The sequence below is a fragment of the Gottfriedia sp. S16(2024) genome (assembly GCF_050473765.1).
Lineage (GTDB): Bacteria > Bacillota > Bacilli > Bacillales > Bacillaceae_G > Gottfriedia.
Genome location: NZ_JBFLUO010000001.1, coordinates 2,483,897 through 2,506,277 on the forward strand (window position 1 = coordinate 2,483,897; position 22,381 = coordinate 2,506,277).

Below are 22,381 nucleotides of genomic sequence, written 5' to 3' on the forward strand. Positions count from 1 at the left end.
AAAGAGTATTGGAGTAATTATAAATTGTCTTTAACAGACACCTCATTTGCTTTAATGTTCAATAAATTGGTACACCTTAAAATAAATTTATATGCTCTGCTCGAGACACCTCATTTACAAATTGGTATACTAAAACCTTTGTTTTTAAGTGACAATGTTCAAGCTAACCATCTCCTTTGATATTTTCACTGCTGTTTATACAACGATGTTTTATCTGGGGAGACATTTCACTTTAACAAATACCCTTGCACAGGTTTGAACGCAAATAAATTACCTTTAACACACACATCATTTCAAATTTTTGAATTAGAAAGTGTGATGCTTTCCCTTCAAGAATTATGATGCCCTGCAGTAACGAAAGGATGCAAAAACAATGAAAAACTTTTAATAACAGTAAAAGCAAGGAGAGAATATTAAAAATCAGGAAAAGCAAGAAAACAAAAAGAGGTTTAGTAATGAAGTTTAAGTGGAAGTTAAAACTAAATTAATAATAGGAATGTATAAAGAGGAGCGTGAATGCTGAGCCCTCGTAAGAACGAACCTAGGAGGAAATGAAGCATCCCGGAGTGGAATCAACATAAAAAAGAAGCAACCTAAGTTGCTTCTTGATGAAGGTGAAAGAGTATTGGAGTAATTATAAATTGTCTTTAACAGACACCTCATTTGCTTTAATGTTCAATAAATTGGTACACCTTAAAATAAATTTATATGCTCTGCTCGAGACACCTCATTTACAAATTGGTATACTAAAACCTTTGTTTTTAAGTGACAATGTTCAAGCTAACCATCTCCTTTGATATTTTCACTGCTGTTTATACAACGATGTTTTATCTGGGGAGACATTTCACTTTAACAAATACCCTTGCACAGGTTTGAACGCAAATAAATTACCTTTAACACACACCTCATTTCAAATTTTTGAATTAGAAAGTGTGTTGCTTTCCCTTCAAGAATTATAATGCCCTGCAGTAACGAAAGTATTCTTAAAAACAAAAGAAAATTTAAAAGCCATCGAAAGTTTAGGGGAAAAGCGAGAAAACGGAGAGTGAAAAGAAGACATAATTGAAAGTAATGGAGCTTTAAGTTAATTATTGTTTATTGGATCAATAAGAGTATAAATAATAGAAGGAAGTAGCTTTAAAGTAAATATCTTTATGATTGGATCGAAAGTATACTCGACTCCATGGAAATGCAAGAAATAAAACCTACATTAAGTGCACATTTATTAATGATTAAATTATCATTTGTGATTTTAATTGATCTACAACTGTTTAAAATTAATTGACAAGATCGTTTTTCAACAAAATAAAACAAGGAGCAACTAATAGTTGCTCCTTGATGAAGGGGAAAGAATTTAGAAAAAATATTAGGTTAATAAGTTAAATTGTCTTTAACAGACACCTCATTTGCTTAAATGTTCAATAAATTGGTACACCTATAAATAAATTATATGTTCTGCTCGAGACACCTCATTTACAAATTGGTATACTAATGACCTTTGTTTTTATAGATCATGTTCAAGCGCACCATCTCCTTAGATTTTTGCATTGCTGTATATGACAACGATGTTAATCTTTGGAGATACCTCATTTCACTTAAACAATTTTCTGACTTAGGTTTGAACGCAAATTAAATTTCCTTTAACACACACCTCATTTCAAATTTTGAACTGGAAAGTGTGTTGCTTTCCCTTCAAGAATTATAATACCCTTAACCTAAAATAGTATTCAAAAAAAGAAGGATTTTTTTTTAGTATTCCATAAATATGATAATAAGGAAGTTAAGATTATTATTTGATACAATAAAATTTATAGGAAAAGTACATTTGAAAGGATTTGTAAAGAATGACTTTATTGCATGTAAAAGATGTCACAGGTGGATACACTAGACAGCCTGTCATTAAAGATGTCTCATTTACGATTAATAGGAAAGAGCTAGTCGGGTTGATCGGGTTAAATGGTGCTGGTAAGAGTACGACAATAAAACATATTTTAGGCCTATTGAAGCCTTCTAAAGGTGACATATTAATTAATGGTGATTCATTTGATAAAGATCCAACAGCATATCGTGCCAGCATATCATATGTTCCTGAAACACCGATGATTTATGATGAATTAACTTTACAGGAACATCTTGAAATTACAGCCTTGGCATATAATATTCCTGAAAAGGATTTTAAAAAACGTAGTGAAGAGTTATTAAAAACATTTAGATTAAATGATAAAAGAAAATATTTTCCTTCGACATTCTCTAAAGGGATGAAACAAAAAGTAATGATCATTTGTGCCCTTATTGTCCAACCACAGTTATACATAATAGATGAACCTTTTTTAGGGCTTGATCCAATCGCGATAAATGATTTACTTGAGATTTTGAACAATGAAAAAGAAAAAGGAGCAGGCATTTTAATGTCTACTCATATTTTATCGACTGCTCAAATTTATTGTGATTCATTTATTATTTTGCATGAAGGAGTCATTATTGCAAAAGGTACATTAAACGAATTACAAACTCAATATAATATGCCAAATGCTTCATTGGATGAAATTTATATATTTGCAACGAAGGAAAAAGAAATATGAGTACGATAAAAGAATTATGGTTAGCACGGTATAGGAGCTTCATAAAGGAAATGAGTAAATATGGTCGTTATATTTTTAATGATCATATAAAATTTGTGATTGTTTTTGGGTTTGGTGGAGGAGCATATTATTATCAACAAATGCTAAAAACAATTTCTCCAGACTTTCCGGCTATTTTATTAATTTCGATCCTTTTCAGTTTTCTTGTTGTAACAGGACAAGTAACTACTTTTTTTAAAGGACCTGATGTACATTATTTACTACCTTTAGAAAAAAAGATGAAAAATTACTTTGTCCGATCCTTTTTAATTACGTACATCGTTCAAGCTTATTTAATGTTAATGATGTTAGGTGTGATCTATCCAATTTATAAGAAATTTTCACTAGGACAAACAACAAGTTTTATTGTCTTTATGGTAATAATTTTCTTATTAAAAGGATACAATCTTTTTGTTTCATTCTTACATCTTACAAATAGTGGTGTATTAAACCGAGCTTTTGATTATTGTTTAAGGTTGCTAGGTACTTTCTTATTTATTTATGGTTTATTAAGTAAATGGAGCAGTTTTTTCCTTTTAATAATGATCGTAATTTTAGCTGTTTATGCATTATCTATTCAAATAGGTAGTAAAAATAAAAGAGTACAATGGGAAAGAAATGTTAAACTTGATACCTCAAGATTAGCGACTTTTTATCGGTTTGCGAATATGTTTACTGATGTGCCGTCTATTCAACAACAAGTTAAGCGAAGAAAATGGGCCGATCCAATCATTAATAAAATTAAAATGAGAAATGCTGCGAATTATTTACTAGTTCGTACATTTATCAGAAATGGTAACTATTTAAGTATGTTTTTAAGACAACTTTTCGTAGGCGGGTTTGTAGTTTACTTGGTGCCAACGACAATTGGGAAAATATTGATTGGCATTTTATTTCTTTACGTAATTTCAATACAGAATATGTCAATTTTAAAACAGTACAACTATCATTTGTTGTGGAAAATTTATCCTTATACAAATGAAGAAAATAAAAAATCTATTTCGACACTTTTGTATATACTACTGATAATATGTAGTTTAGTTTTTAGTATCATTGGTTTAATAAAGGGCTTAACAATTTTAAACTTTATTATTGCAATCGTTGTGTATACTTTATTTTCAATGTGGTTAATTAAATTTTATGTGCATAAAAGGTTAAGTAAGCCACAAAAATTGTAAAGGGTGGACAAAATGGATTCTTATGAACTTCGTATTCAGTACGAACTATCAAGATGGAAACAAAAAGTGATGTCCGATTCAAATATTTTTCAAACATCTGCAAAAAAAGTTCAGTTAAAGCTTCAATCATTATTGCCAGAACAAATCCAAGATCTGCTTACAAAAACCGTTAAAAATATGATGGTTTTATTTATGGGTGGGTCTACAGTTTTTAATGGCAGTGGTGAAGAGTATGAAGCATTAACACTTAGAGAAAGAGATTTAATCTTAGATAAAAAGTTAAACGAGTACAAAAAGATTTCAGCTGTAGAAGGTGCTGGAACGGGAGCGGGTGGAATATTACTCGGTCTTGCCGATTTTCCGTTATTACTGGGAATAAAAATTAGGTTTTTAGTTGAGGCTGCAAAAATATATGGCTACTCGCCTAAAGATGAGCTTGAACGACAATTCATGCTATATATTTTTCAACTTGCTTTTTCAAGTGATAGCCATCGAAAAAAAGTATTTCAGGTTATTGAAAAGTGGGAAGATAAAGTAGATGAAAATCCCCAAGTCAATTGGGAGCAATTACAACTAGAATATCGAGATCATATCGATTTAGCGAAACTTCTACAATTAGTACCTATTATTGGAGCACCGGTTGGAGCTTATGTAAATTATCAACTTCTTGAACAATTAGGTGAAACTGCTAAAAATGCTTATAGATTAAGGTATATGAAGAAGAAGGAAGAGCTTATTTAAAGAGTTACATACTAAAAGGAGAACTAAAAGTTCTCCTTTTTTTATTTTTATTTTTGTTCAACTAATTTTTGTGATTGTTTTAATGAAGCTAATGTCACAGACCCTAGTGTTTTTGCTGCAATTAGCATAGCTTTTTCATCAAAATCAAATTTTGGATGGTGATGAGGATATGCTTCTGTAACGTGATGAGGTTTTGCTCCTGTGAAGAAGAAAGTTCCTGGTACTTTTTGTAAGTAGTATGCGAAATCTTCTCCGCCCATTTTAGGGTCCATTTCTTTTAAGTGACTAACTTCATCAATTGATTCGGCTACTTTAACTAATAAATCAGTTTCTTTTTCATGATTTACTACTGGAGGATATCCATCATCGTACTTATATTCGTATGTAACATCATTTGCTAAACAAATTCCTTTAACTATTCTAGCTATTTGTTTTTTTACTTTTTCCTGTGTTTCCTTTTTGAACGTACGAACCGTTCCTATTAAGGTTGCTCGATCGGCGATTACATTAAAGGCATTTTTTGCTTCGAAACTTCCAATCGATAAGACTACAGTGTCAATTGGATTTGTTTCTCGACTAACAACTTGTTGAAGTGCCATAACAAGTTGACTAGCAATTACAATACTGTCTTTTGTTCGATGGGGTTCCGCACCATGACCACCTTGACCTTGGATTGTGATTGAAAAACGATCAGCTGCCGCCATAATTGGTCCATTTCGATAACCAATTGTACCTAATTCTTCAATTGCCCATAAATGAGTTCCATAAACTTCATCTACACCGTCTAAACATCCATCAGCAATCATAGAAATTGCTCCACCTGGTGCATATTCTTCTGCATGTTGGTGAAGTAACACAACTTTACCGTCCCATGAATCTTTTTTTTCATGAAGTGCTTTTGCTAAATATAATAGTGTAGCAGTATGACCATCATGACCACATGCATGCATAACGCCAGGTACTTTTGAGGAATAAGGAACATTTTTCTCATCTTGAATTGGTAGTGCGTCAAAATCAGCTCGTAAAGCGATTGTTTTTCCAGGGTTTCGACCATTAATTGTAGCAACAACACCATTTCCACCGACATTTGATTTAAATGGAATATTTAATTGTTGATAAAAGTTTTGAATGAATTTTGCTGTCTCGTATTCTTTAAATGAAAGCTCAGGATTTTCATGCAAGTATCTTCGTGTAGATACCATTTCCGGATAATATGAATCTAATAAAGAAAATAAATCTGACATTATTTCACCCTCCTACTTACTATCTATATAACCTATTCAAGAAATGTAATTGATATCCTTCAAAATTATCTTCAATTAGGAAATGACGAAAAATGTATTTCCAAGGAAATATACATCGAAAAAAAGGAAATAATGACTTATTCATGGGAATAAATGGATATACTATTTGTTATATGGTAAGAGAAATGAAGGTGAAATAATTGAAAAAATGGGGATATTTAGCAATAGGACTGTTAAGTGTCCTACTAATTAGCTTTGTAGGATTTATACTAATCGTTTTCTTAGGTAATTATGTTATAGATGAAGATAAGTTAGTCGTCCATTCATCTTCGGAAATGGTAGATTTAGAGGGGAATTTTGTATCAAAGCTATATAATGAAAATCATCAAATCGTTTCAATTAGTGATATACCTGATTATACTAAACAAGCAGTAGTTTCAATTGAAGATGAGCGTTTCTATAAGCACCACGGTATTGATACTCAATCAATCTTTCGGGCTATAGTAAATGATATAAAAGCATTTAGTAAAGTACAAGGTGCGAGTACACTTACTCAACAACTTGCAAAGAATGTATTTTTGACAAACGATAAAACATTTATGAGAAAAACAAAGGAAGTTATTATAGCAATTAATCTAGAAAGAAAGTATACAAAAGATCAAATACTAGAAATGTATTTAAATCAGGTTTATTTCGGTCACGGGGTATATGGTATTGGCGGAGCTGCAAAATATTATTTTGGGAAAGATGTTAAAAATTTGACTATTGAAGAAAGTGCTTCTTTAGCAGCATTATTAAAGGCTCCATCACATTATGATCCAATCACTCAACCAGTGAGATCTCTAGAACGTAGGAATCTTGTTCTTTATAAAATGCTAGATACGCATTATATAACTGAATCTGAGTATGAGAAAGCCAAAATCAAACCAACAGTATTACATATTACGGAACAAAAATTTGAAAACGGATATGCTACATATATTGATATGGTTATAAAAGAAGCAAAAGAGAAATATGGAATTTCTTATGATCAACTTTTAAATGGTGGATACAAAGTTGTCGTTCCAATCCATAAAAAGACACAATTAACCGCCTATAAATATTTTAAAAATGGAAACTATTTTCCTGGAACTGATCAAAATGCAGAAGGAGCCTTCGTATTAATAAACTCCGAAACAGGCGGTGTAGAGGCAGCAATTGGAGGTAGAAATTACTATTTTCAAGGTTTAAATCGAATTAACGTGAAAAGACAACCTGGTTCAACAATGAAGCCTTTACTCGTATATTCGCCAGCGCTTGAAACTGGAAACTACAATCCGTATTCTTTATTACCTAATGAACAGAGTGCGTTAGGAGACTATAAACCGAAAAATTATAATGGAGTTTATACGAAAACGATTTCGATGTTTAATGCATTAATTCAGTCAGCAAATGTACCAGCAGTTTGGTTATTAAATGATATTGGAATTGATAATGCAAAAAAGTATTTAGAAAAAATGGATTTGAATATTCCCGATAAAGGTTTAAGTATGGCGCTTGGAGGACTTAAGATTGGTTTAACTCCATTGGAGCTAGTAAAAGCATATAGTTCCTTTGATCATGATGGAGATGCATTAGAGCCTTTTGTAATTAATGCAATTTATGATCGGAACAATGAATTAGTTGCCGAAGCGAAAATTAAGGAATATAAAGTGTTTTCATCACAAACCTCTTGGTATATGACAAAAATGCTAAAAGGTGTTGTAAATGAAGGTACAGCTAGCAGAGGAAGCTTCAATGGTGATTTAGCTGGTAAAACGGGATCTACAAATATACCTGGCCAAACAAATGGAAACAAGGATGCTTGGTTTGTAGGCTATACACCAGACGTAGTAGGCGCAATTTGGATGGGATATGATAAAACAGATTCACAACATTTTTTAAGAAATGGTAGTACATATCCAACCATATTATTTAAAAAGATTTTAAAAGAAGCAGGAAGAGAACCATCAACAAAATTTAAAAAGCCAAAAAATATAGACGATTTAGAATCACCGATAAATTTAGAGCCTATTTCTAATGTTCAATCAAAAGTATCATTCTCTCCATTTGGATTATTCACTGTCGTCATTAATTGGAATGCACCAACTGATCACAGACAACAATATCGAATCTATCGAGTGAAGAATGGCAAAGAAAAATTAATAGATACTGTTACTGGTTTAGATGAGTACAAAGATTCCTTTGTAAATGTATTTAATGTACCTTCTTATTATGTAGTACCGTACAATCCTCAAACAAAAGAAGAAGGTGAGAGGTCTAAACTTGTCAAACCCAACATAAGAAATAAGGAATAGACATTTTAAGGCTCTCCTTCTTATCAAATGATTTGAAGGGGAGTTTTTTATTTCCTATTACTACTAAAACTATGTTCTTAAAAACTGTATTTGTTAAAAAAGATTAGTAAAGAGATTAAGAAGATTGAACTATGAGATAACGATTGATTGAATCGTTTAAAGTGAATAATAAAACGCTTTATTTTATAAAAAGTATTAATAAATAAAGATTATTAATTCGATATTTTAGACATATTTTGATATAATTTTTAATGGGAAAAGTCTGGTAGTAAAATAGACCTATTAATTGTGAAAAATTGTAAAATCAGTGAACATTATGTGTCAAAATTCGAGTTTTCTATACAATTAATGGTTCAATCAGTATATTTAATAGTAGAGTTTGGAATAGTGAAAGGGAGACTTTGAAGGATGAAAAAAGATTTTAACGATACATTTCTTAAAGCGATTAGAGGAGAAGAAGTAACGCATACACCAGTTTGGTATATGAGACAAGCAGGGCGTTCTCAGCCAGAATACCGAAAAATTAAAGAAAAATATTCTTTATTTGAAATTACACATCAACCTGAATTATGCGCTTACGTAACAGCGCTACCTGTGGACCAATATAATGTTGATGCTGCTATTTTATATAAAGATATTATGTCTCCACTTCCTGCAATTGGAGTAGACGTAGAAATTCAATCAGGAGTAGGACCTGTAATAAGCAATCCTATTCGTTCATTAGCTGATGTAAAAAAGTTAACTGATATTCATCCGGAAGAGCAACTACCTTATATCTATGAGACGATTAAATTATTAACAACAGAAGTACTTTCTGTTCCATTAATTGGATTTGCAGGTGCACCTTTTACGGTTGCTAGCTATATGATCGAAGGTAGACCGTCTAGAAGCTATAATAAAACAAAATCATTTATGTACGCAGAGCCAGAAGCATGGTTTGCTTTAATGGATCATTTAGCAGACATGACAATCAAATACGTAAAGGCACAAGTTAAAGCAGGGGCAAGTGCAATTCAATTATTTGATTCATGGGTTGGTGCTTTGAATGCGAATGATTATCGCATTTATATTAAACCATGCATGGAAAAGATTTTTGCAGCACTTAAAGAAGATAATATTCCAACTACTATGTTTGGAATTGGAGCAAGCCATTTAATTCATGAATGGAATGAACTACCTGTAGATGTAATTGGTCTAGATTGGAGAACTTCTATTACAGAAGCTCGCTCTTTAGGGATTACGAAAACACTTCAAGGTAATTTAGATCCTGCGTTTTTATTAGCACCATGGGAAGAAATTGAGAAACGTGCGAAGGAAATATTAGATGAGGGTATGGCAAATCCAGGTCATATTTTCAACTTAGGTCATGGGGTATTCCCTGAAGTAAATCCTGATACTCTTAAACGATTAACAAGTTTTGTACATGAGTATTCATCAAGGGTTAAAGCTTAATATAAAAGGACTATGGTGATGACATGAAAGAAAAAATCGGTTTATTAGTTATGGCTTACGGCACGCCATATAAAGAATCAGATATTGAGCGTTATTATACAGATATTCGTAGAGGTAGAAAGCCTTCACAAGAGGCGCTAGAAGAACTGACTGAACGATATCGTGCAATTGGAGGAATCTCTCCTTTAGCAAAAATAACAAGCGAACAAGCAAAAGCATTAGAAGAAGATTTAAATAAGATCCAAGACAATGTAGAATTCAAAATGTACATTGGACTGAAGCATATTGAACCATTCATTGAAGATGCAGTAGATGAAATGAAAAAAGATGGTATAACGAAAGCAGTTAGTATCGTGCTTGCACCACATTATTCAACGTTTAGTGTGAAATCGTATAACGAACGTGCTACAAATCATTCTGAAAAAATTGACGGACCAAAAATTATACATGTAGATGATTGGTATAAAGAAGAGCGATTTATTCAATATTGGGTACGTGAAGTGGAAGCAATTCTTGAACCAATGAATGAAGAGCAACGTGTGAAAACGGCGTTTATTTTTTCAGCGCATAGTTTACCTGAAAAAATTCTTTCTTATGGAGATCCATACCCGGATCAACTTAAGGAAACTGCTGAGTTAGTCGTTCAGCAATCTGATATTCGTCATTATTTTCTAGGATGGCAAAGTGCTGGTAATACACCAGACCCTTGGCTTGGACCTGATGTACAAGATTTAACACGTGAATTGAATGATAATTATGATTTTGAAACTTACGTTTATCTACCATTAGGCTTTGTAAGTGAGCATTTAGAAGTACTTTATGATAATGACATAGAATGTAAACATGTAACAGATGAAATTCAAAAAGCATATGTTCGTCCACCGATGCCTAATACAGATCCATTATTTATTAGTGGACTCAGTACGGTTGTATTAAGAAAATTAAACGAACAATAATATGGTTTTGAAATAGGAGGTAAAGAAGTGAATAAGAAGGTTGTCATTATTGGTGGCGGTATTACTGGATTGACATCTGCCTACTATTTAAAACAAGAAAAAATAAAAAATAATCTTCCGATTGATATTCAATTAATTGAAAGTTCTTCAAGGCTTGGAGGAAAAATACAAACGATTAGAAAAGATGGATTTGTTATTGAGCGTGGTCCTGACTCATTTTTGGCAAGGAAAAAAAGTGCATATCGTTTAGCTGAAAACTTAGGTATCCAAGACCAAATCGTTTTTAACTCTTCTGGAAAATCTTATGTGTTAGCCCATAATAAATTACATGGTATGCCAGAAGGTTCAAACATGGGGATCCCTACACAAATCAAGCCTTTTATTTTTTCTGGTCTATTTTCACCAGCAGGGAAAATTCGTGCAGGTTTAGATTTTGTTTTACCAAAAACACATGTCCAAGGAGATATGTCATTAGGTAAATTTTTTAGAAGAAGACTTGGTAATGAAGTAGTTGAGAATCTAATTGAGCCCCTTTTATCGGGTATTTATTCAGGCGACATTGATCAAATGAGTTTAATGGCAACATTTCCTCAATTCTTCCAAATTGAACAAAAACATCAAAGTATTGTTTTAGGCATGAAAAAAGAAATGCCTGTAAAGAAATCAAAAGGTCCGAGAAAAGGAATTTTCCAGACTGTAAGTACAGGTCTTCAAACAATCGTTGAACGAATTGAAGAAGAGTTAGATCAAGAAGAAGTTTTAAAAGGTGTACAAGTAGTTAATATAAATAAAGTTGGAAAAAAATATGAGATTGTACTTAGCAATAATGAAAAGATTGAAGCAGATTCAATTATCGTTACGGTACCTCATCGTTTCATTCCACAATTATTTAACAATAAACCTGTATTTGAGCCTTTCAAAAAAGTTCCTTCTACATCAGTTGCGAATGTTGCACTTGCATTTCCAGAGCATGCAATTAAGAAGGATATAAATGGTACAGGCTTTGTTGTTTCACGCAACAATGATTATAATATAACAGCGTGTACATGGACTCATAAAAAATGGGCACATGCTTGTCCAAAAGGTAAGGTTCTCTTACGTTGTTACGTTGGACGCCCTTACAATAAGGAAATAGTCGATAAAACAGATGAAGAACTTGTTGAAATTGTTTTAGAAGATTTAAGAAAAACGATGGATATAACTGAAAAACCAGAGTTTTATATTGTTTCAAGATGGAAAGATGCTATGCCTCAATATACGATTAATCATAAAGAGCGTACGAAAAATATGGAACAATATTTACAAAAGGAAATGCCTGGTGTATCGGTGATCGGTTGCTCATTTTATGGGTCCGGCTTACCAGACTGTATAGATCAAGGTGAAAAAGCAGTATCGGATACAATTGAATACTTGTTCACACGTGAAAAACAAGCTGTTAAGGCCTATTAAATACAATCTAGTAAAGAATAGAGCAACCAAAAAAGTATATTGATACTTTTAGGTTGCTCTTTTTATTGGCCTCTGTACTAATAAAATGTTTAATAATTTCATCCTAAAAAATGGTGCTCCTAAAAGACTCTTAACTTAAAAACTATCTTTTAAGCAATTTGAGCAAGTGTTACTGTAGCAATCATGTTGTTCTTCAATCGTCGAATTACATTGTTTACATACTTTCTTTGGTAATAGTTTTAAAAATTCGGACATTTTTGCAAGCATGATACCCTCTCCTTTAGTTAACTTATTAGTATTGTATTACTACAACTTATTTTGTGTCAATCTGTATTAGTACAATTTTTAAAAAATAATCTAAATGCCTATTTTTGTTAAACAGTAAGGACAAGCTTATAAATTTAAATTTTCATAGAAATAATAAGTACAAAGGAGTGTGTTTGTTTTATGAAAGTAACCGTTATTGGTTATTGGGGCGGCTATCCAGGTAAAGGTGAGGCAACTTCATGTTATTTATTTAAATCAAAAAATTTTAATTTATTGGTTGATTGTGGTTCAGGTGCATTAGCTACTTTACAAAATTACATAGAGCCTAATTGCCTAAATGCTGTAATCCTGTCGCATTATCATCATGACCATATTGCAGATATAGGAGTACTACAATACTTCAAACTAGTAAACGCTGGGAAGGATAAGTTTGCTTTACCTATTTATGGTCATAATTTTAATCAAGAAAAATTTAATTCATTAACATATAAAGAAGCAACAAAGGGATATGAATATAAACCAAATGAGGCCCTTGATCTAGGCCCATTTACAATCCGTTTTCTTAAGACTGTTCATCCGGTTGATTGTTTCGCGATGCGAATTGAAACGGCAAATCATTCGGTCGTATATACAGCGGATTCAAGCTTTACGGAAGAGTTCATACCGTTTTCTTCCAATGCGGATTTACTTATAAGTGATTGTAATATGTATGAAAACCAAGATGGAGCTAAAGTGGGACATATGAGCAGTAAAGATGCTGCGACAATAGCTAATGAAGCAAATGTAAAAGAATTACTTTTATCACATCTTCCGCATAAAGGTGATACAAAAGATTTAAAAGTTGAGGCCAAAAAGTATTATAATGGACTTGTTCATTTAGCCTATACAGGATTTGAATGGAAATCAAAACTTTAGGAGGATACACATGCTATTTTTAGATAATAGGGGAATAACGGATCCAACATTAAATTTAGCGATGGAAGAATATGCGCTAAAAAATCTAGATCCTGAAAATACATATTTTTTATTTTATATTAATGAACCTTCAATCATTATTGGTAAAAATCAAAATACTGCCGAGGAGATTAATGCTTCATATGTAAACGATCATAACATTCATGTTGTTCGAAGATTATCTGGTGGTGGAGCGGTATATCATGATTTAGGAAATCTTAACTTTAGTTTTATTACAAAAGATGATGGTGACAGCTTTCATAATTTTAGAAAGTTTACTGAGCCAGTGATCGAGGCATTAAAAGATCTCGGTGTAAATGCCGAACTTAGTGGAAGAAATGATATATTAGCAGAAGGTAGAAAAATTTCAGGTAATGCACAATTTTCTACTAAAGGTAGAATGTTTAGCCACGGTACATTGTTGTTTGATAGTGATATAGATGAAGTTGTAAATGCATTAAATGTAAAGCTGGAGAAAATTCAATCTAAAGGAATTAAATCAGTCCGAAGTAGAGTCGCAAACATTAAAGAATTTTTAAAAGACGATTTAACAATCCTAGAATTTAAGGATTTAATTTTACAATCTATTTTTAAAGAACATGGGAAAATAGAACGATATGAATGGACAGATGAGGATATAAAAAATATTAAAGAACTTGCTGAGAGTAGATACCGTAATTGGGATTGGAATTTTGGAAAATCTCCTAAATGCAATATTCAACAAAGTAAAAGATTTGCAGCTGGTTCGATTGATCTTCGTTTAGATGTTAACAAAGGAATCATTGAGAATGTTAAAGTTTATGGTGACTTCTTTGGGGTAGGAGATGTATCTGATATAGAACAGCTTCTGATTGGCAGTAAATTTGATCAACAAGAGATTGAAAATAAGTTAAATGAAGTTGATTTTACCCATTATTTTGGGAAAGTAACGAAAGAAGAATTTATGAGTTTATTATTTTAAAAAAAGAGTAGGAAACTACTCTTTTTTTTGTTTGTTAAATAATTAGAAGTCTAAAAAGTGCTAGTTTTCTCACTTGTCAGAACTGTTTTCTAGCAATATAATATATTTAGAATATTTTAAATTTTAATATTTAAAGGAGGTAGTTTTTCTTGAATTTAGTTGAAACACTGTCACAATCAGCTTTGAGGCATCCAAATCATTCTGCTATTATCTTTGAAGGGCAGACATTTTCATACTCAACACTAGAGACTTATATTACGAAATTTGCGAGTGGGCTCTCAAAATTAGGTATTGAAAAAGGAGATAAAGTAGCTCTAGTTGTTGGTAATTCCCCTCATTTTATTATAGCACTATATGGTGCGCTGAAGGTCGGAGCGGCTGTAATACCGGTTAATCCTCTTTATGCACCAGATGAATTAGTATACATATTAACAAACGGCGACGCAAAAGCAGTAATCACCTTAGACTTATTTCTTCCACTAGTAGAAAAAGCTTCACCGATTCTTCCTAATATCGATCACTTCATTATTTGTGAAACAAAACAAGAAAATCCTTATGAATTTAAAAACAATAAATTGAAATCGTTTACAAATGTAGTTGGACTTGGAGATCAAGATTTCAAAGGACCTAAATTACATGATGATGATTTAGCAGTCATTTTATATACTTCTGGTACAACAGGAAAACCAAAAGGAGCTATGTTAACGCATAAAAACTTATATTCGAATGCGATGGATGCTGGACACTTCTTAAGCTTTTCAAGTACAGAAAAGGTAATTGCAACATTACCTGCTTTCCATGTATTTTGTTTAACTGTAGCTTTAAACGCGCCTTTAATGTATGGAGCTACTGTTATTTTAGTGCCTAAATTTAGCCCGAAAGAAATATTTGATATAATTCGTACTTACAAAGCAACTGTATTTGCAGGTGTGCCAACAATGTACAACTTCTTATATCAATTCCCTGAAGGAAAGACAGAAGACTTTGAGTCAATTCGACTTTGTATTTCGGGTGGTTCATCATTGCCGGTTGCACTTCTAGAGAATTTTGAAAAGAAATTTAAAGTTATTATATCTGAAGGTTATGGATTGTCAGAAGCCTCACCAGTTACGACATTTAATCCGTTAGATCGCCCAAGAAAAGCAGGATCAATTGGGACAAATATTAGCAATGTAGAAAATAAAGTAGTAAATGCTCTTGGTCAAGAAGTAACAGTTGGTGAAGTAGGTGAATTAATCGTCCGCGGACCAAATATAATGAAAGGCTATTATAATATGCCAGAAGAAACGGCAATGACGATACGAGATGGCTGGTTATATACTGGTGATCTAGCAAGAATAGACGAAGATGGTTATTTCTATATAGTCGATCGTAAAAAAGAATTAATTCTTGTTGGCGGCTATAATGTATACCCTCGTGAAGTTGAAGAGGTAATTTATAATCATCCAGATGTTGTTGAATGTGCGGTGATTGGATTACCAGACGATAATTTTGGAGAAAGTGTAAAAGCCTATGTTGTTTCCAAAAATCCTTCATTAAGTGTAGAGACCTTATCAGAATATTGCAAGGCGCACTTAGCAAAATATAAAGTACCAAGATCAATAGAATTCATTCCAGAACTACCAAAAAATGCAACTGGTAAAATACTTAGAAGAGCGTTGAAAGATTCAGTTGTACAATAAATTGTGGTAATAGAGGTACAACCTGAATAAGGTTGTACTTTTTTGATTTAAGAGAGGTAAAAACCTGTGTGAAGATTGATTTTTTATTAGCTTCATATGATTCACATGTAATTGGTAATTTAGCTTAACAAGTCGTTTTGTATAGAAATTTGTACTCAATTATTTAAAGGTATAAATTCTTATTTATAAAATAATAATAGTTAATAAGTTTTTAGTTAGTTTTTGTTAATTGCAGTTACTTGCAGTTGTTGATAGAATGGAGGCAAGAGGTGATGGAAATGCCATTAACTAAAGAAGATAAAAAAGTTTTTCAAGAGTCTGCTTTAGAATTACAAGAAATGGACTTTAAGGATTGGGCATCGAAATCTTTTTCAAATAAAGATTTTCGAATAGCATTTTTTAAAATGATGAACAACATTGTCGAGTTAAATCCCTCATCAAACCAACGTTATAATTCAGCAGTATCAATAGAAAATAAAAAAATGCTTTCTGAGTTATTGCTTCTAGCTTTCGACACTGTTGAGAACCCACAAAGAAAACTTGTAATAAAGCCTAAAGTTGCAAAAAGTTTACCAAAAGAAATGCAAGGATATTCTACTGGACAGTTATCAAAATTTTTATATGTAAGCATAACCACAATAAATAATTGGGTAAAAGAAGGAAAGTTTTTTATTGAACATGAGGATGGACGAGTTATTATTGTTGGGCGCTCTAGTACCAATGCAAAACTACGATTTCATCCAAACACTTTATTTGATGCTCCAACTGGAGTTCGCTTAAAATTAAAAGATATTGCTGAAGCATATTATAAGGATCAAAAAGAAAGAGAAATGCTTGAAAACGAGTTCTCAGTTGTGACAGAAGAAGAACAAATTAGACTGTATAATGAGCACTTTATAAATAAGTACAAAGGTACTTTTGAAGAAGTATTTGGAAATAAAAAATGGGACGAATTAACACCAGAAGAGGATACAGATAAATCAATGTGGTCTTTCTTCTTAAACAGAGCAAAAAATGAAGAAAATAATTGGGATTGAAAGAACAAAATTTAATTTAATTGAATTATATTATAAAGATATAATTCGAGAAATTCAAAATTTCCCGAGTACTGATATCCCTAAACACTTTGGTCCCAATGTGTATGGTCAGGCTAAAAGGATAAAATTTACGTTCGAATCAGACATTCCTGATTTAAAATGTATTGAATACATAGATAAAAAAACAGATAAAATTGTAGCTTATTTCTATGATTGGGAAAGCAGTGCTGGTGCGATTATGAAATTTCATAACCATTACCATCACGACGAAGCATCAGAGGATGTAAAGGAGTTTGATCCTTTCCACTTACATATCGGACAGGATCGATTCGATAAACTAGCAAAAGCTAGTAAAAAAGATGAAGAATTTATGTGCTTGCAAAAAGTATTAGATTTTATCAAGCTCCATCTGTATGCGAAAATAAGAGAAAAACATTTAAATCCTAGGTGAGAAATGTTTATTCTAAACTACGATATACTAGTCGTGGTTTTATTTTTTATATTTATATTTAGTAGTAATTTAATTTCTAATTCAACTACAGTATTTAAAAATATAATAGGTTGAAGTTCTAAAAAATTGGACAAAGTTGATAATATAGAGAATGGGGGGAGATTTTATGAAAAAAGCAACTAAATCTAAATTAACCAAATTTATCTGTCTAGGCTATCTTATTTATATCATTTTAGTCCTGTTATACTTTTATGTTTTTACGACTTCTGACCTACCTTCAAAATATAAAGGAACATTTGTTGATCCACATACATTCATGAATCATAAAGAAGCTAATCTAAGCTCTAGTTATAGCACATTAAAAAATGTTCTTTATTTTATTAGCTTACCGATCGATTGGATTGTATTATCACTTTTATTATTAAGTGGAACAATTGAAAGATTAGGTGACTCTTTATCTAAGTTGACTAGATTTAAGTTTATACAAGTCCTTTTATATTTTTTCTTTGTCTCGGTCGTTACATATATTGTTACATTTCCACTTGATTTCTATCGATTTAAGTTATCAACGAAATATGGTTTATCTGTCCAAACATTTAATGCTTGGATGAAGGATGAAATGATTGGTTTTTGGATAAATTTTGCCATGATGTTTTTTGTGATGTATGTTGTGTATTTGTTAATCAAAAAGCAACCAAAGAAATGGTGGTTAACTGCATGGCTATTAAGTATTCCTTTTACAATTTTCTTAACGTTTATTCAGCCTGTAGTAATTGATCCCTTATATAATGATTTTTACCCATTAAAAGATAAAAATTTAGAAAAGAAAATTATTACCCTTGCTAAAGAAGCAAATATTCCTGCACATCGGGTATATGAAGTAAATATGTCCACTAAGACAACTACTTATAATGCATATGTTACTGGTATAGGTAAAAACGCTAGGATTGTATTATGGGATACAACTCTTAAAGGGCTAACTGAAGATGAAATTATGTTCATCATGGCTCATGAAATGTCACATTACGTCCACAAAGACATTTATAAATCAATGTTTGGTATGCTAGCAGGTAGTTTAGTTGGTCTGTATATCATTCACTTATTAATGAGGTATGTACTATCGAAGAGTAGAAGCAGTAATTCTACTGAAAAAATGGCCGTCATCTTAACACTATTTTTAATCATTAGTGGAGTAGTAAGCTTTATTACTGATCCAGTATCAAATGCATTTTCAAGAAGTGCAGAGAAAAGAGCAGATTTATATGCAGTTAAGCTAACACATGATCCAGAGGCAGGCATTATAGCGTTTCAAAAGTTATCCAAAAACAGCTTGTCTCAAGTAAATCCACCATTTTTAGTGAAATTGTTTAGATATGATCATCCGACAATGTTGGAAAGAATGAGGTATTTAGAGGCAGCTGAAAAAAGAAACAACAATAAATAGAGTAAATCCTTTGTTGAATGTTTAGCTTGTAGATTGTTTGGTTTTGTACCAATATCTACAAGCTTTTTTATTGTGTGAAATTTAAATTGAGAAAAATTTAGAAGCACTTCAAATCTCTTAATTATACATAGTATCAAATGTTTACTAATTAATTCGTGTGTTTCCTTTATTATTCTTTTACTAAACTTTATCAAAGACAATGGAACACAAATTGAAGATTTTTACTTTGGAAAAATATGATGGACCTCTCGATTAAGATAAAAAAATTTGGGTATCAGTGGACTCACAAGATACTTTCTAAAAAGTTAAGCTGTCGAAAATTCTTTTGGGAATATTTTCAGAATTTAATATCAAATCCGAATATACTGTTATATAATAACATAAGTAATCAATATCTGTTATATAACTGAATGGAGGAATCATATGACAACTGAACTTTCAAAAATTAAAGTTCTCGGTAATCATGTAGAGGGTTCAACTGACATTCTTACGACCGAAGCATTAAGTTTTTTAGAGCAATTACATCTGAAATTTGATCAACGTAGACAACAGCTGTTAATAAACAGAAAAGAAAGAATGCGTTTGTTACAAAATGGAGGTAAGCTTCAATTTTTAGAGGAAACAAAACACATTCGTGAAAGTGAATGGACAATTGCACCTATTCCAGAGGATTTACAAGATCGAAGAGTAGAGATAACGGGACCAGTTGATCGAAAAATGATTATTAATGCATTGAATTCTGATGCGTTTGTTTTCATGGCTGATTTTGAAGATGCTACTTCTCCAACTTGGGAAAATATAATTTCGGGTCAGGTTAATTTAAGAGATGCTGTGAATCGAACAATTTCACTTCATTCAAAAGGAAAAACATATAAGTTAAAAGAGAAGCCAGCTGTACTATTAGTTCGACCAAGAGGCTGGCATTTAGAAGAAAAACATATCACTGTAAATGGTGAAAATATGTCTGGTAGCTTAGTAGATTTTGGACTTTATTTCTTTCATAATGCGAAACAAGCAATTAAAAACGGCTCAGGACCTTATTTTTATTTACCAAAAATGGAAAGTTATTTGGAAGCAAGATTATGGAATGATGTTTTTTTATTTGCTCAAAATGAATTGAATATACCTGTTGGAACGATTAAAGCAACTGTATTAATCGAAACAATTGCTGCTTCATTTGAAATGGATGAAATACTTTATGAATTGAAGGATCATTCAGCGGGATTTAATTGTGGCAGATGGGATTATATTTTTAGTTTTATAAAAATGATGCGATACGACAAATCAATTATTTTACCTGATCGTTCTGTTGTGACGATGGAAGTACCTTTTATGCGTTCATATTCTCAAAAAGTTATTCAAACTTGCCATCGTAGAAATGCTCCTGCAATTGGAGGAATGGCAGCTCAAATTCCAATTAAAGATGATAAAGAGCGAAATGAAGTTGCATTTGAAAAGGTAAGAAAAGATAAAGAGCGTGAAGCAAAGGATGGACACGATGGTACTTGGGTAGCTCATCCTGGTTTAGTAGCTGTAGCTCTTGAACAGTTTAATCGATTTATGCCAACACCAAACCAGATTCATAGAAAACGTGAGGATGTTAATGTAACTGAAGCGGATCTTTTAGAGATTCCAAGTGGTGTTATTACTGAACAAGGTCTCAGAACAAATATAACAGTTGCGATTCAATATATTGAAGCATGGATAAGTGGTCGAGGCGCGGTGCCGCTATACAACTTAATGGAGGATGCTGCGACTGCTGAAATTTCGCGTGCACAAATTTGGCAATGGGTGCGTCATGAAAAAGGCGTTTTAGAGGATGGTACAAACATTACTTTACAATTAGTGGATTCATTAAAACATGAAGAAATGATGAAGCTTCAACTAGAAATAGGGAAAGAACAATTTGAAGCAAAACGATTTAGTGAAGCAATTGAATTATTTAATGAGTTAATTAGCAATGATGAATTTGCTGACTTTCTGACTTTAAAAGGATATAACTTTTTATAAAATTAGGAGGAATTGAATATGACGAAAAATCGTGAAAAGCGTATTGCTGAATTACAAGAAAGCTGGGAGCTTGATTCTAGATGGAATGGCATTACAAGAACATACACTGCTGAAGACGTAATTAAATTAAGAGGATCAATCGATATTGAACAAACATTAGCAAAAAAAGGTGCAGAAAAGTTATGGAAGCTTTTAAATGAAGAAAGCTATGTAAATGCACTAGGAGCATTAACTGGAAATCAGGCAATTCAACAAGTTAAAGCAGGTTTGAAGGCTATTTATTTAAGTGGTTGGCAAGTAGCTGCTGATGCGAATCTTTCTGGTCAAATGTATCCAGATCAAAGCTTATATCCGGCAAATTCTGTACCAGCAGTTGTAAAACGAATTAACCAGGCTTTCCAACGTGCAGATCAAATTCAATTTGTTGAAGGTGGAGAAGAAATCGATTACTTCGCACCGATTATGGCAGATGCAGAGGCTGGCTTCGGTGGGCAATTAAATGTATTTGAATTAATGAAAAGTATGATTGAAGCAGGAGCGGCAGGTGTACATTTTGAAGATCAATTGTCTTCGGAGAAAAAATGTGGTCATTTAGGTGGGAAAGTATTATTACCAACACAAACGGCGGTTCGTAACTTAATCTCTGCTCGTTTAGCAGCGGATGTAATGGGAGTTCCTACCCTTATTGTTGCACGAACTGATGCAGATGCAGCAGATTTAATTACAAGTGATATTGATCCAGTCGACCAACAATTTATTACAGGTGAAAGAACACCTGAAGGCTTTTATCGTACGAAAGCGGGGTTAGATCAAGCAATTGCTCGTGGTCTTGCTTATGCACCGTATGCAGACTTAGTTTGGTGTGAGACGTCAGAGCCAAACTTAGAAGATGCAAAACGTTTTGCAGATGCTATACATGCAAAATTCCCAGGTAAATTACTAGCTTATAACTGCTCACCTTCATTTAACTGGAAGAAGAAACTTGATGACGAAACAATTGAAACATTCCAACAACAAATTGCAGCAATGGGCTATAAATTCCAATTCGTTACCCTTGCTGGTTTCCATGCATTAAACTTTGGTATGTTTGAATTAGCTAGAAACTACAAAGATCGAGGAATGGGAGCATATTCAGAACTTCAACAAGCTGAATTTGCAAGCGAACAATATGGCTATACTGCGACAAGACACCAACGCGAAGTTGGAACAGGATATTTTGATCAAGTAGCTCAAATTATTACTGGAGGAACTTCTTCAACAACAGCTCTTAAAGGTTCTACTGAAGAACAACAATTTTCATCTAATTAACTAGTAAAAAACCACTTTTTTTAAATGTGAAAAAGGTGGTTTTTCTATTGGGTTTTATCCTAAAATTTAGTAAACAATGACACTTTTGTTAAAGTATTTAAAAAATGATATTACAAATAAAGATTTATGATATTATTTCTCTAACATCAATGTTGCTACTATACTTCATGTTAAAATTTTTTATCTGAACTTGTTAAACTTAATTGTTGGCCTTTAATTTAATTATTTAATTATTTAATTATTTAATTAAGGAAGAGGGAGAGTCAATTAAAGCCAATAAGATTTAACAT

General features: G+C 32.2%; 17 protein-coding genes. 15 read left to right on the forward strand and 2 right to left on the reverse strand.

Annotated features, from left to right (window positions below; genetic code table 11):
- The first annotated feature begins 1,844 nt into the window (after nt 1-1,844).
- From AB1282_RS11655 to AB1282_RS11665, 3 genes are read left to right on the forward strand one after another with little or no spacing between them, the layout of a single operon-like run.
- Entirely contained in the window at nt 1,845-2,582 is a 738-nt protein-coding gene (locus AB1282_RS11655) for an ABC transporter ATP-binding protein (protein WP_429899142.1), read from the forward strand.
- Entirely contained in the window at nt 2,579-3,799 is a 1,221-nt protein-coding gene (locus tag AB1282_RS11660; RefSeq protein ID WP_429899143.1) for an ABC transporter permease, read from the forward strand. The genes AB1282_RS11655 and AB1282_RS11660 overlap by 4 nt, the downstream gene beginning before the upstream one ends.
- A 12-nt stretch (nt 3,800-3,811) precedes the next feature.
- Nucleotides 3,812-4,540 carry an EcsC family protein gene (locus tag AB1282_RS11665; RefSeq protein WP_056476181.1) on the forward strand — a complete coding sequence of 243 codons (729 nt, stop codon included), beginning with the start codon at nt 3,812-3,814 and terminating at the stop codon, nt 4,538-4,540.
- 47 nt (nt 4,541-4,587) lie between these two features.
- Here the strand turns inward: AB1282_RS11665 and AB1282_RS11670 are convergent, their stop codons facing one another.
- On the reverse strand, nt 4,588-5,787 hold the full coding sequence (locus tag AB1282_RS11670) for a M20 family metallopeptidase (RefSeq protein WP_082459634.1): 1,200 nt from the start codon (nt 5,785-5,787) through the stop codon (nt 4,588-4,590).
- A 197-nt stretch (nt 5,788-5,984) separates the two neighbouring features.
- Here AB1282_RS11670 and AB1282_RS11675 point away from each other — a divergent pair, with 197 nt between their 5' ends.
- The 4 genes from AB1282_RS11675 to hemY all read left to right on the forward strand — a co-directional run bounded on the left by AB1282_RS11675 (nt 5,985) and on the right by hemY (nt 11,977).
- Nucleotides 5,985-8,120 carry a transglycosylase domain-containing protein gene (locus tag AB1282_RS11675; RefSeq protein ID WP_056476186.1) on the forward strand — a complete coding sequence of 712 codons (2,136 nt, stop codon included), beginning with the start codon at nt 5,985-5,987 and terminating at the stop codon, nt 8,118-8,120.
- Nucleotides 8,121-8,528: 408 nt separating this feature from the next.
- Nucleotides 8,529-9,572: a uroporphyrinogen decarboxylase gene (hemE, locus tag AB1282_RS11680; RefSeq protein ID WP_056476188.1), complete on the forward strand. Its 1,044-nt coding sequence runs from the start codon at nt 8,529-8,531 to the stop codon at nt 9,570-9,572.
- A 23-nt stretch (nt 9,573-9,595) separates the two neighbouring features.
- Complete coding sequence (hemH, locus tag AB1282_RS11685) at nt 9,596-10,528, forward strand: ferrochelatase (protein WP_056476192.1); 933 nt, start codon at nt 9,596-9,598, stop codon at nt 10,526-10,528.
- Between the two features lie 27 nt (nt 10,529-10,555).
- On the forward strand, nt 10,556-11,977 hold the full coding sequence (gene hemY, locus AB1282_RS11690) for a protoporphyrinogen oxidase (RefSeq protein ID WP_429899144.1): 1,422 nt from the start codon (nt 10,556-10,558) through the stop codon (nt 11,975-11,977).
- A gap of 135 nt (nt 11,978-12,112) precedes the next feature.
- On the opposite strand, the gene yhfH is transcribed toward hemY, so the two are convergent.
- The gene (yhfH, locus tag AB1282_RS11695; protein ID WP_082459635.1) at nt 12,113-12,244 is read right to left on the reverse strand and encodes a protein YhfH; all 132 of its coding nucleotides are present in this window, start codon (nt 12,242-12,244) and stop codon (nt 12,113-12,115) included.
- Between the two features lie 180 nt (nt 12,245-12,424).
- On the opposite strand from yhfH, the gene AB1282_RS11700 reads away from it, so the two are divergent.
- The 8 genes from AB1282_RS11700 (at nt 12,425) to aceA (ending at nt 22,091) form a co-directional block, all read left to right on the forward strand.
- Nucleotides 12,425-13,159 (forward strand): MBL fold metallo-hydrolase, encoded by a 735-nt coding sequence (locus tag AB1282_RS11700; protein WP_056476198.1) that lies wholly within the window; start codon nt 12,425-12,427, stop codon nt 13,157-13,159.
- Between the two features lie 10 nt (nt 13,160-13,169).
- On the forward strand, nt 13,170-14,159 hold the full coding sequence (locus tag AB1282_RS11705; RefSeq protein ID WP_056476200.1) for a lipoate--protein ligase: 990 nt from the start codon (nt 13,170-13,172) through the stop codon (nt 14,157-14,159).
- Nucleotides 14,160-14,308: 149 nt separating this feature from the next.
- Nucleotides 14,309-15,841: a fatty acid--CoA ligase family protein gene (locus AB1282_RS11710; RefSeq protein WP_429899145.1), complete on the forward strand. Its 1,533-nt coding sequence runs from the start codon at nt 14,309-14,311 to the stop codon at nt 15,839-15,841.
- Nucleotides 15,842-16,113: 272 nt separating this feature from the next.
- A complete protein-coding gene (locus AB1282_RS11715; RefSeq protein WP_429899146.1) occupies nt 16,114-16,878 on the forward strand; it encodes a hypothetical protein in 765 nt (254 codons plus the stop codon).
- Entirely contained in the window at nt 16,856-17,329 is a 474-nt protein-coding gene (locus AB1282_RS11720) for a toxin-antitoxin system TumE family protein (protein ID WP_429899147.1), read from the forward strand. The genes AB1282_RS11715 and AB1282_RS11720 overlap by 23 nt, the downstream gene beginning before the upstream one ends.
- Nucleotides 17,330-17,495: 166 nt before the next feature.
- Nucleotides 17,496-18,773: a M48 family metallopeptidase gene (locus AB1282_RS11725; protein WP_429899148.1), complete on the forward strand. Its 1,278-nt coding sequence runs from the start codon at nt 17,496-17,498 to the stop codon at nt 18,771-18,773.
- Between the two features lie 423 nt (nt 18,774-19,196).
- Nucleotides 19,197-20,783, forward strand: a complete 1,587-nt coding sequence (aceB, locus tag AB1282_RS11730) for a malate synthase A (RefSeq protein ID WP_429899149.1) — start codon at nt 19,197-19,199, stop codon at nt 20,781-20,783.
- Between the two features lie 18 nt (nt 20,784-20,801).
- Nucleotides 20,802-22,091: an isocitrate lyase gene (aceA, locus tag AB1282_RS11735; RefSeq protein WP_387360585.1), complete on the forward strand. Its 1,290-nt coding sequence runs from the start codon at nt 20,802-20,804 to the stop codon at nt 22,089-22,091.
- The last annotated feature ends 290 nt before the right edge of the window (nt 22,092-22,381 follow it).

Excerpts from the sequence above, each read along its gene's own strand:
- AB1282_RS11655 (WP_429899142.1), top strand. The coding sequence starts at position 1,845 with ATGACTTTATTGCATGTAAAAGATGTCACAGGTGGATACACTAGACAG.
- AB1282_RS11660 (WP_429899143.1), top strand. The coding sequence starts at position 2,579 with ATGAGTACGATAAAAGAATTATGGTTAGCACGGTATAGGAGCTTCATA.
- AB1282_RS11665 (WP_056476181.1), top strand. The coding sequence starts at position 3,812 with ATGGATTCTTATGAACTTCGTATTCAGTACGAACTATCAAGATGGAAA.
- hemE (WP_056476188.1), top strand. The coding sequence starts at position 8,529 with ATGAAAAAAGATTTTAACGATACATTTCTTAAAGCGATTAGAGGAGAA.
- hemH (WP_056476192.1), top strand. The coding sequence starts at position 9,596 with ATGAAAGAAAAAATCGGTTTATTAGTTATGGCTTACGGCACGCCATAT.
- yhfH (WP_082459635.1), bottom strand. The coding sequence starts at position 12,244 with ATGCTTGCAAAAATGTCCGAATTTTTAAAACTATTACCAAAGAAAGTA.
- AB1282_RS11700 (WP_056476198.1), top strand. The coding sequence starts at position 12,425 with ATGAAAGTAACCGTTATTGGTTATTGGGGCGGCTATCCAGGTAAAGGT.
- AB1282_RS11705 (WP_056476200.1), top strand. The coding sequence starts at position 13,170 with ATGCTATTTTTAGATAATAGGGGAATAACGGATCCAACATTAAATTTA.
- AB1282_RS11715 (WP_429899146.1), top strand. The coding sequence starts at position 16,114 with ATGGAAATGCCATTAACTAAAGAAGATAAAAAAGTTTTTCAAGAGTCT.
- AB1282_RS11720 (WP_429899147.1), top strand. The coding sequence starts at position 16,856 with ATGAAGAAAATAATTGGGATTGAAAGAACAAAATTTAATTTAATTGAA.
- AB1282_RS11725 (WP_429899148.1), top strand. The coding sequence starts at position 17,496 with ATGAAAAAAGCAACTAAATCTAAATTAACCAAATTTATCTGTCTAGGC.
- aceB (WP_429899149.1), top strand. The coding sequence starts at position 19,197 with ATGACAACTGAACTTTCAAAAATTAAAGTTCTCGGTAATCATGTAGAG.
- aceA (WP_387360585.1), top strand. The coding sequence starts at position 20,802 with ATGACGAAAAATCGTGAAAAGCGTATTGCTGAATTACAAGAAAGCTGG.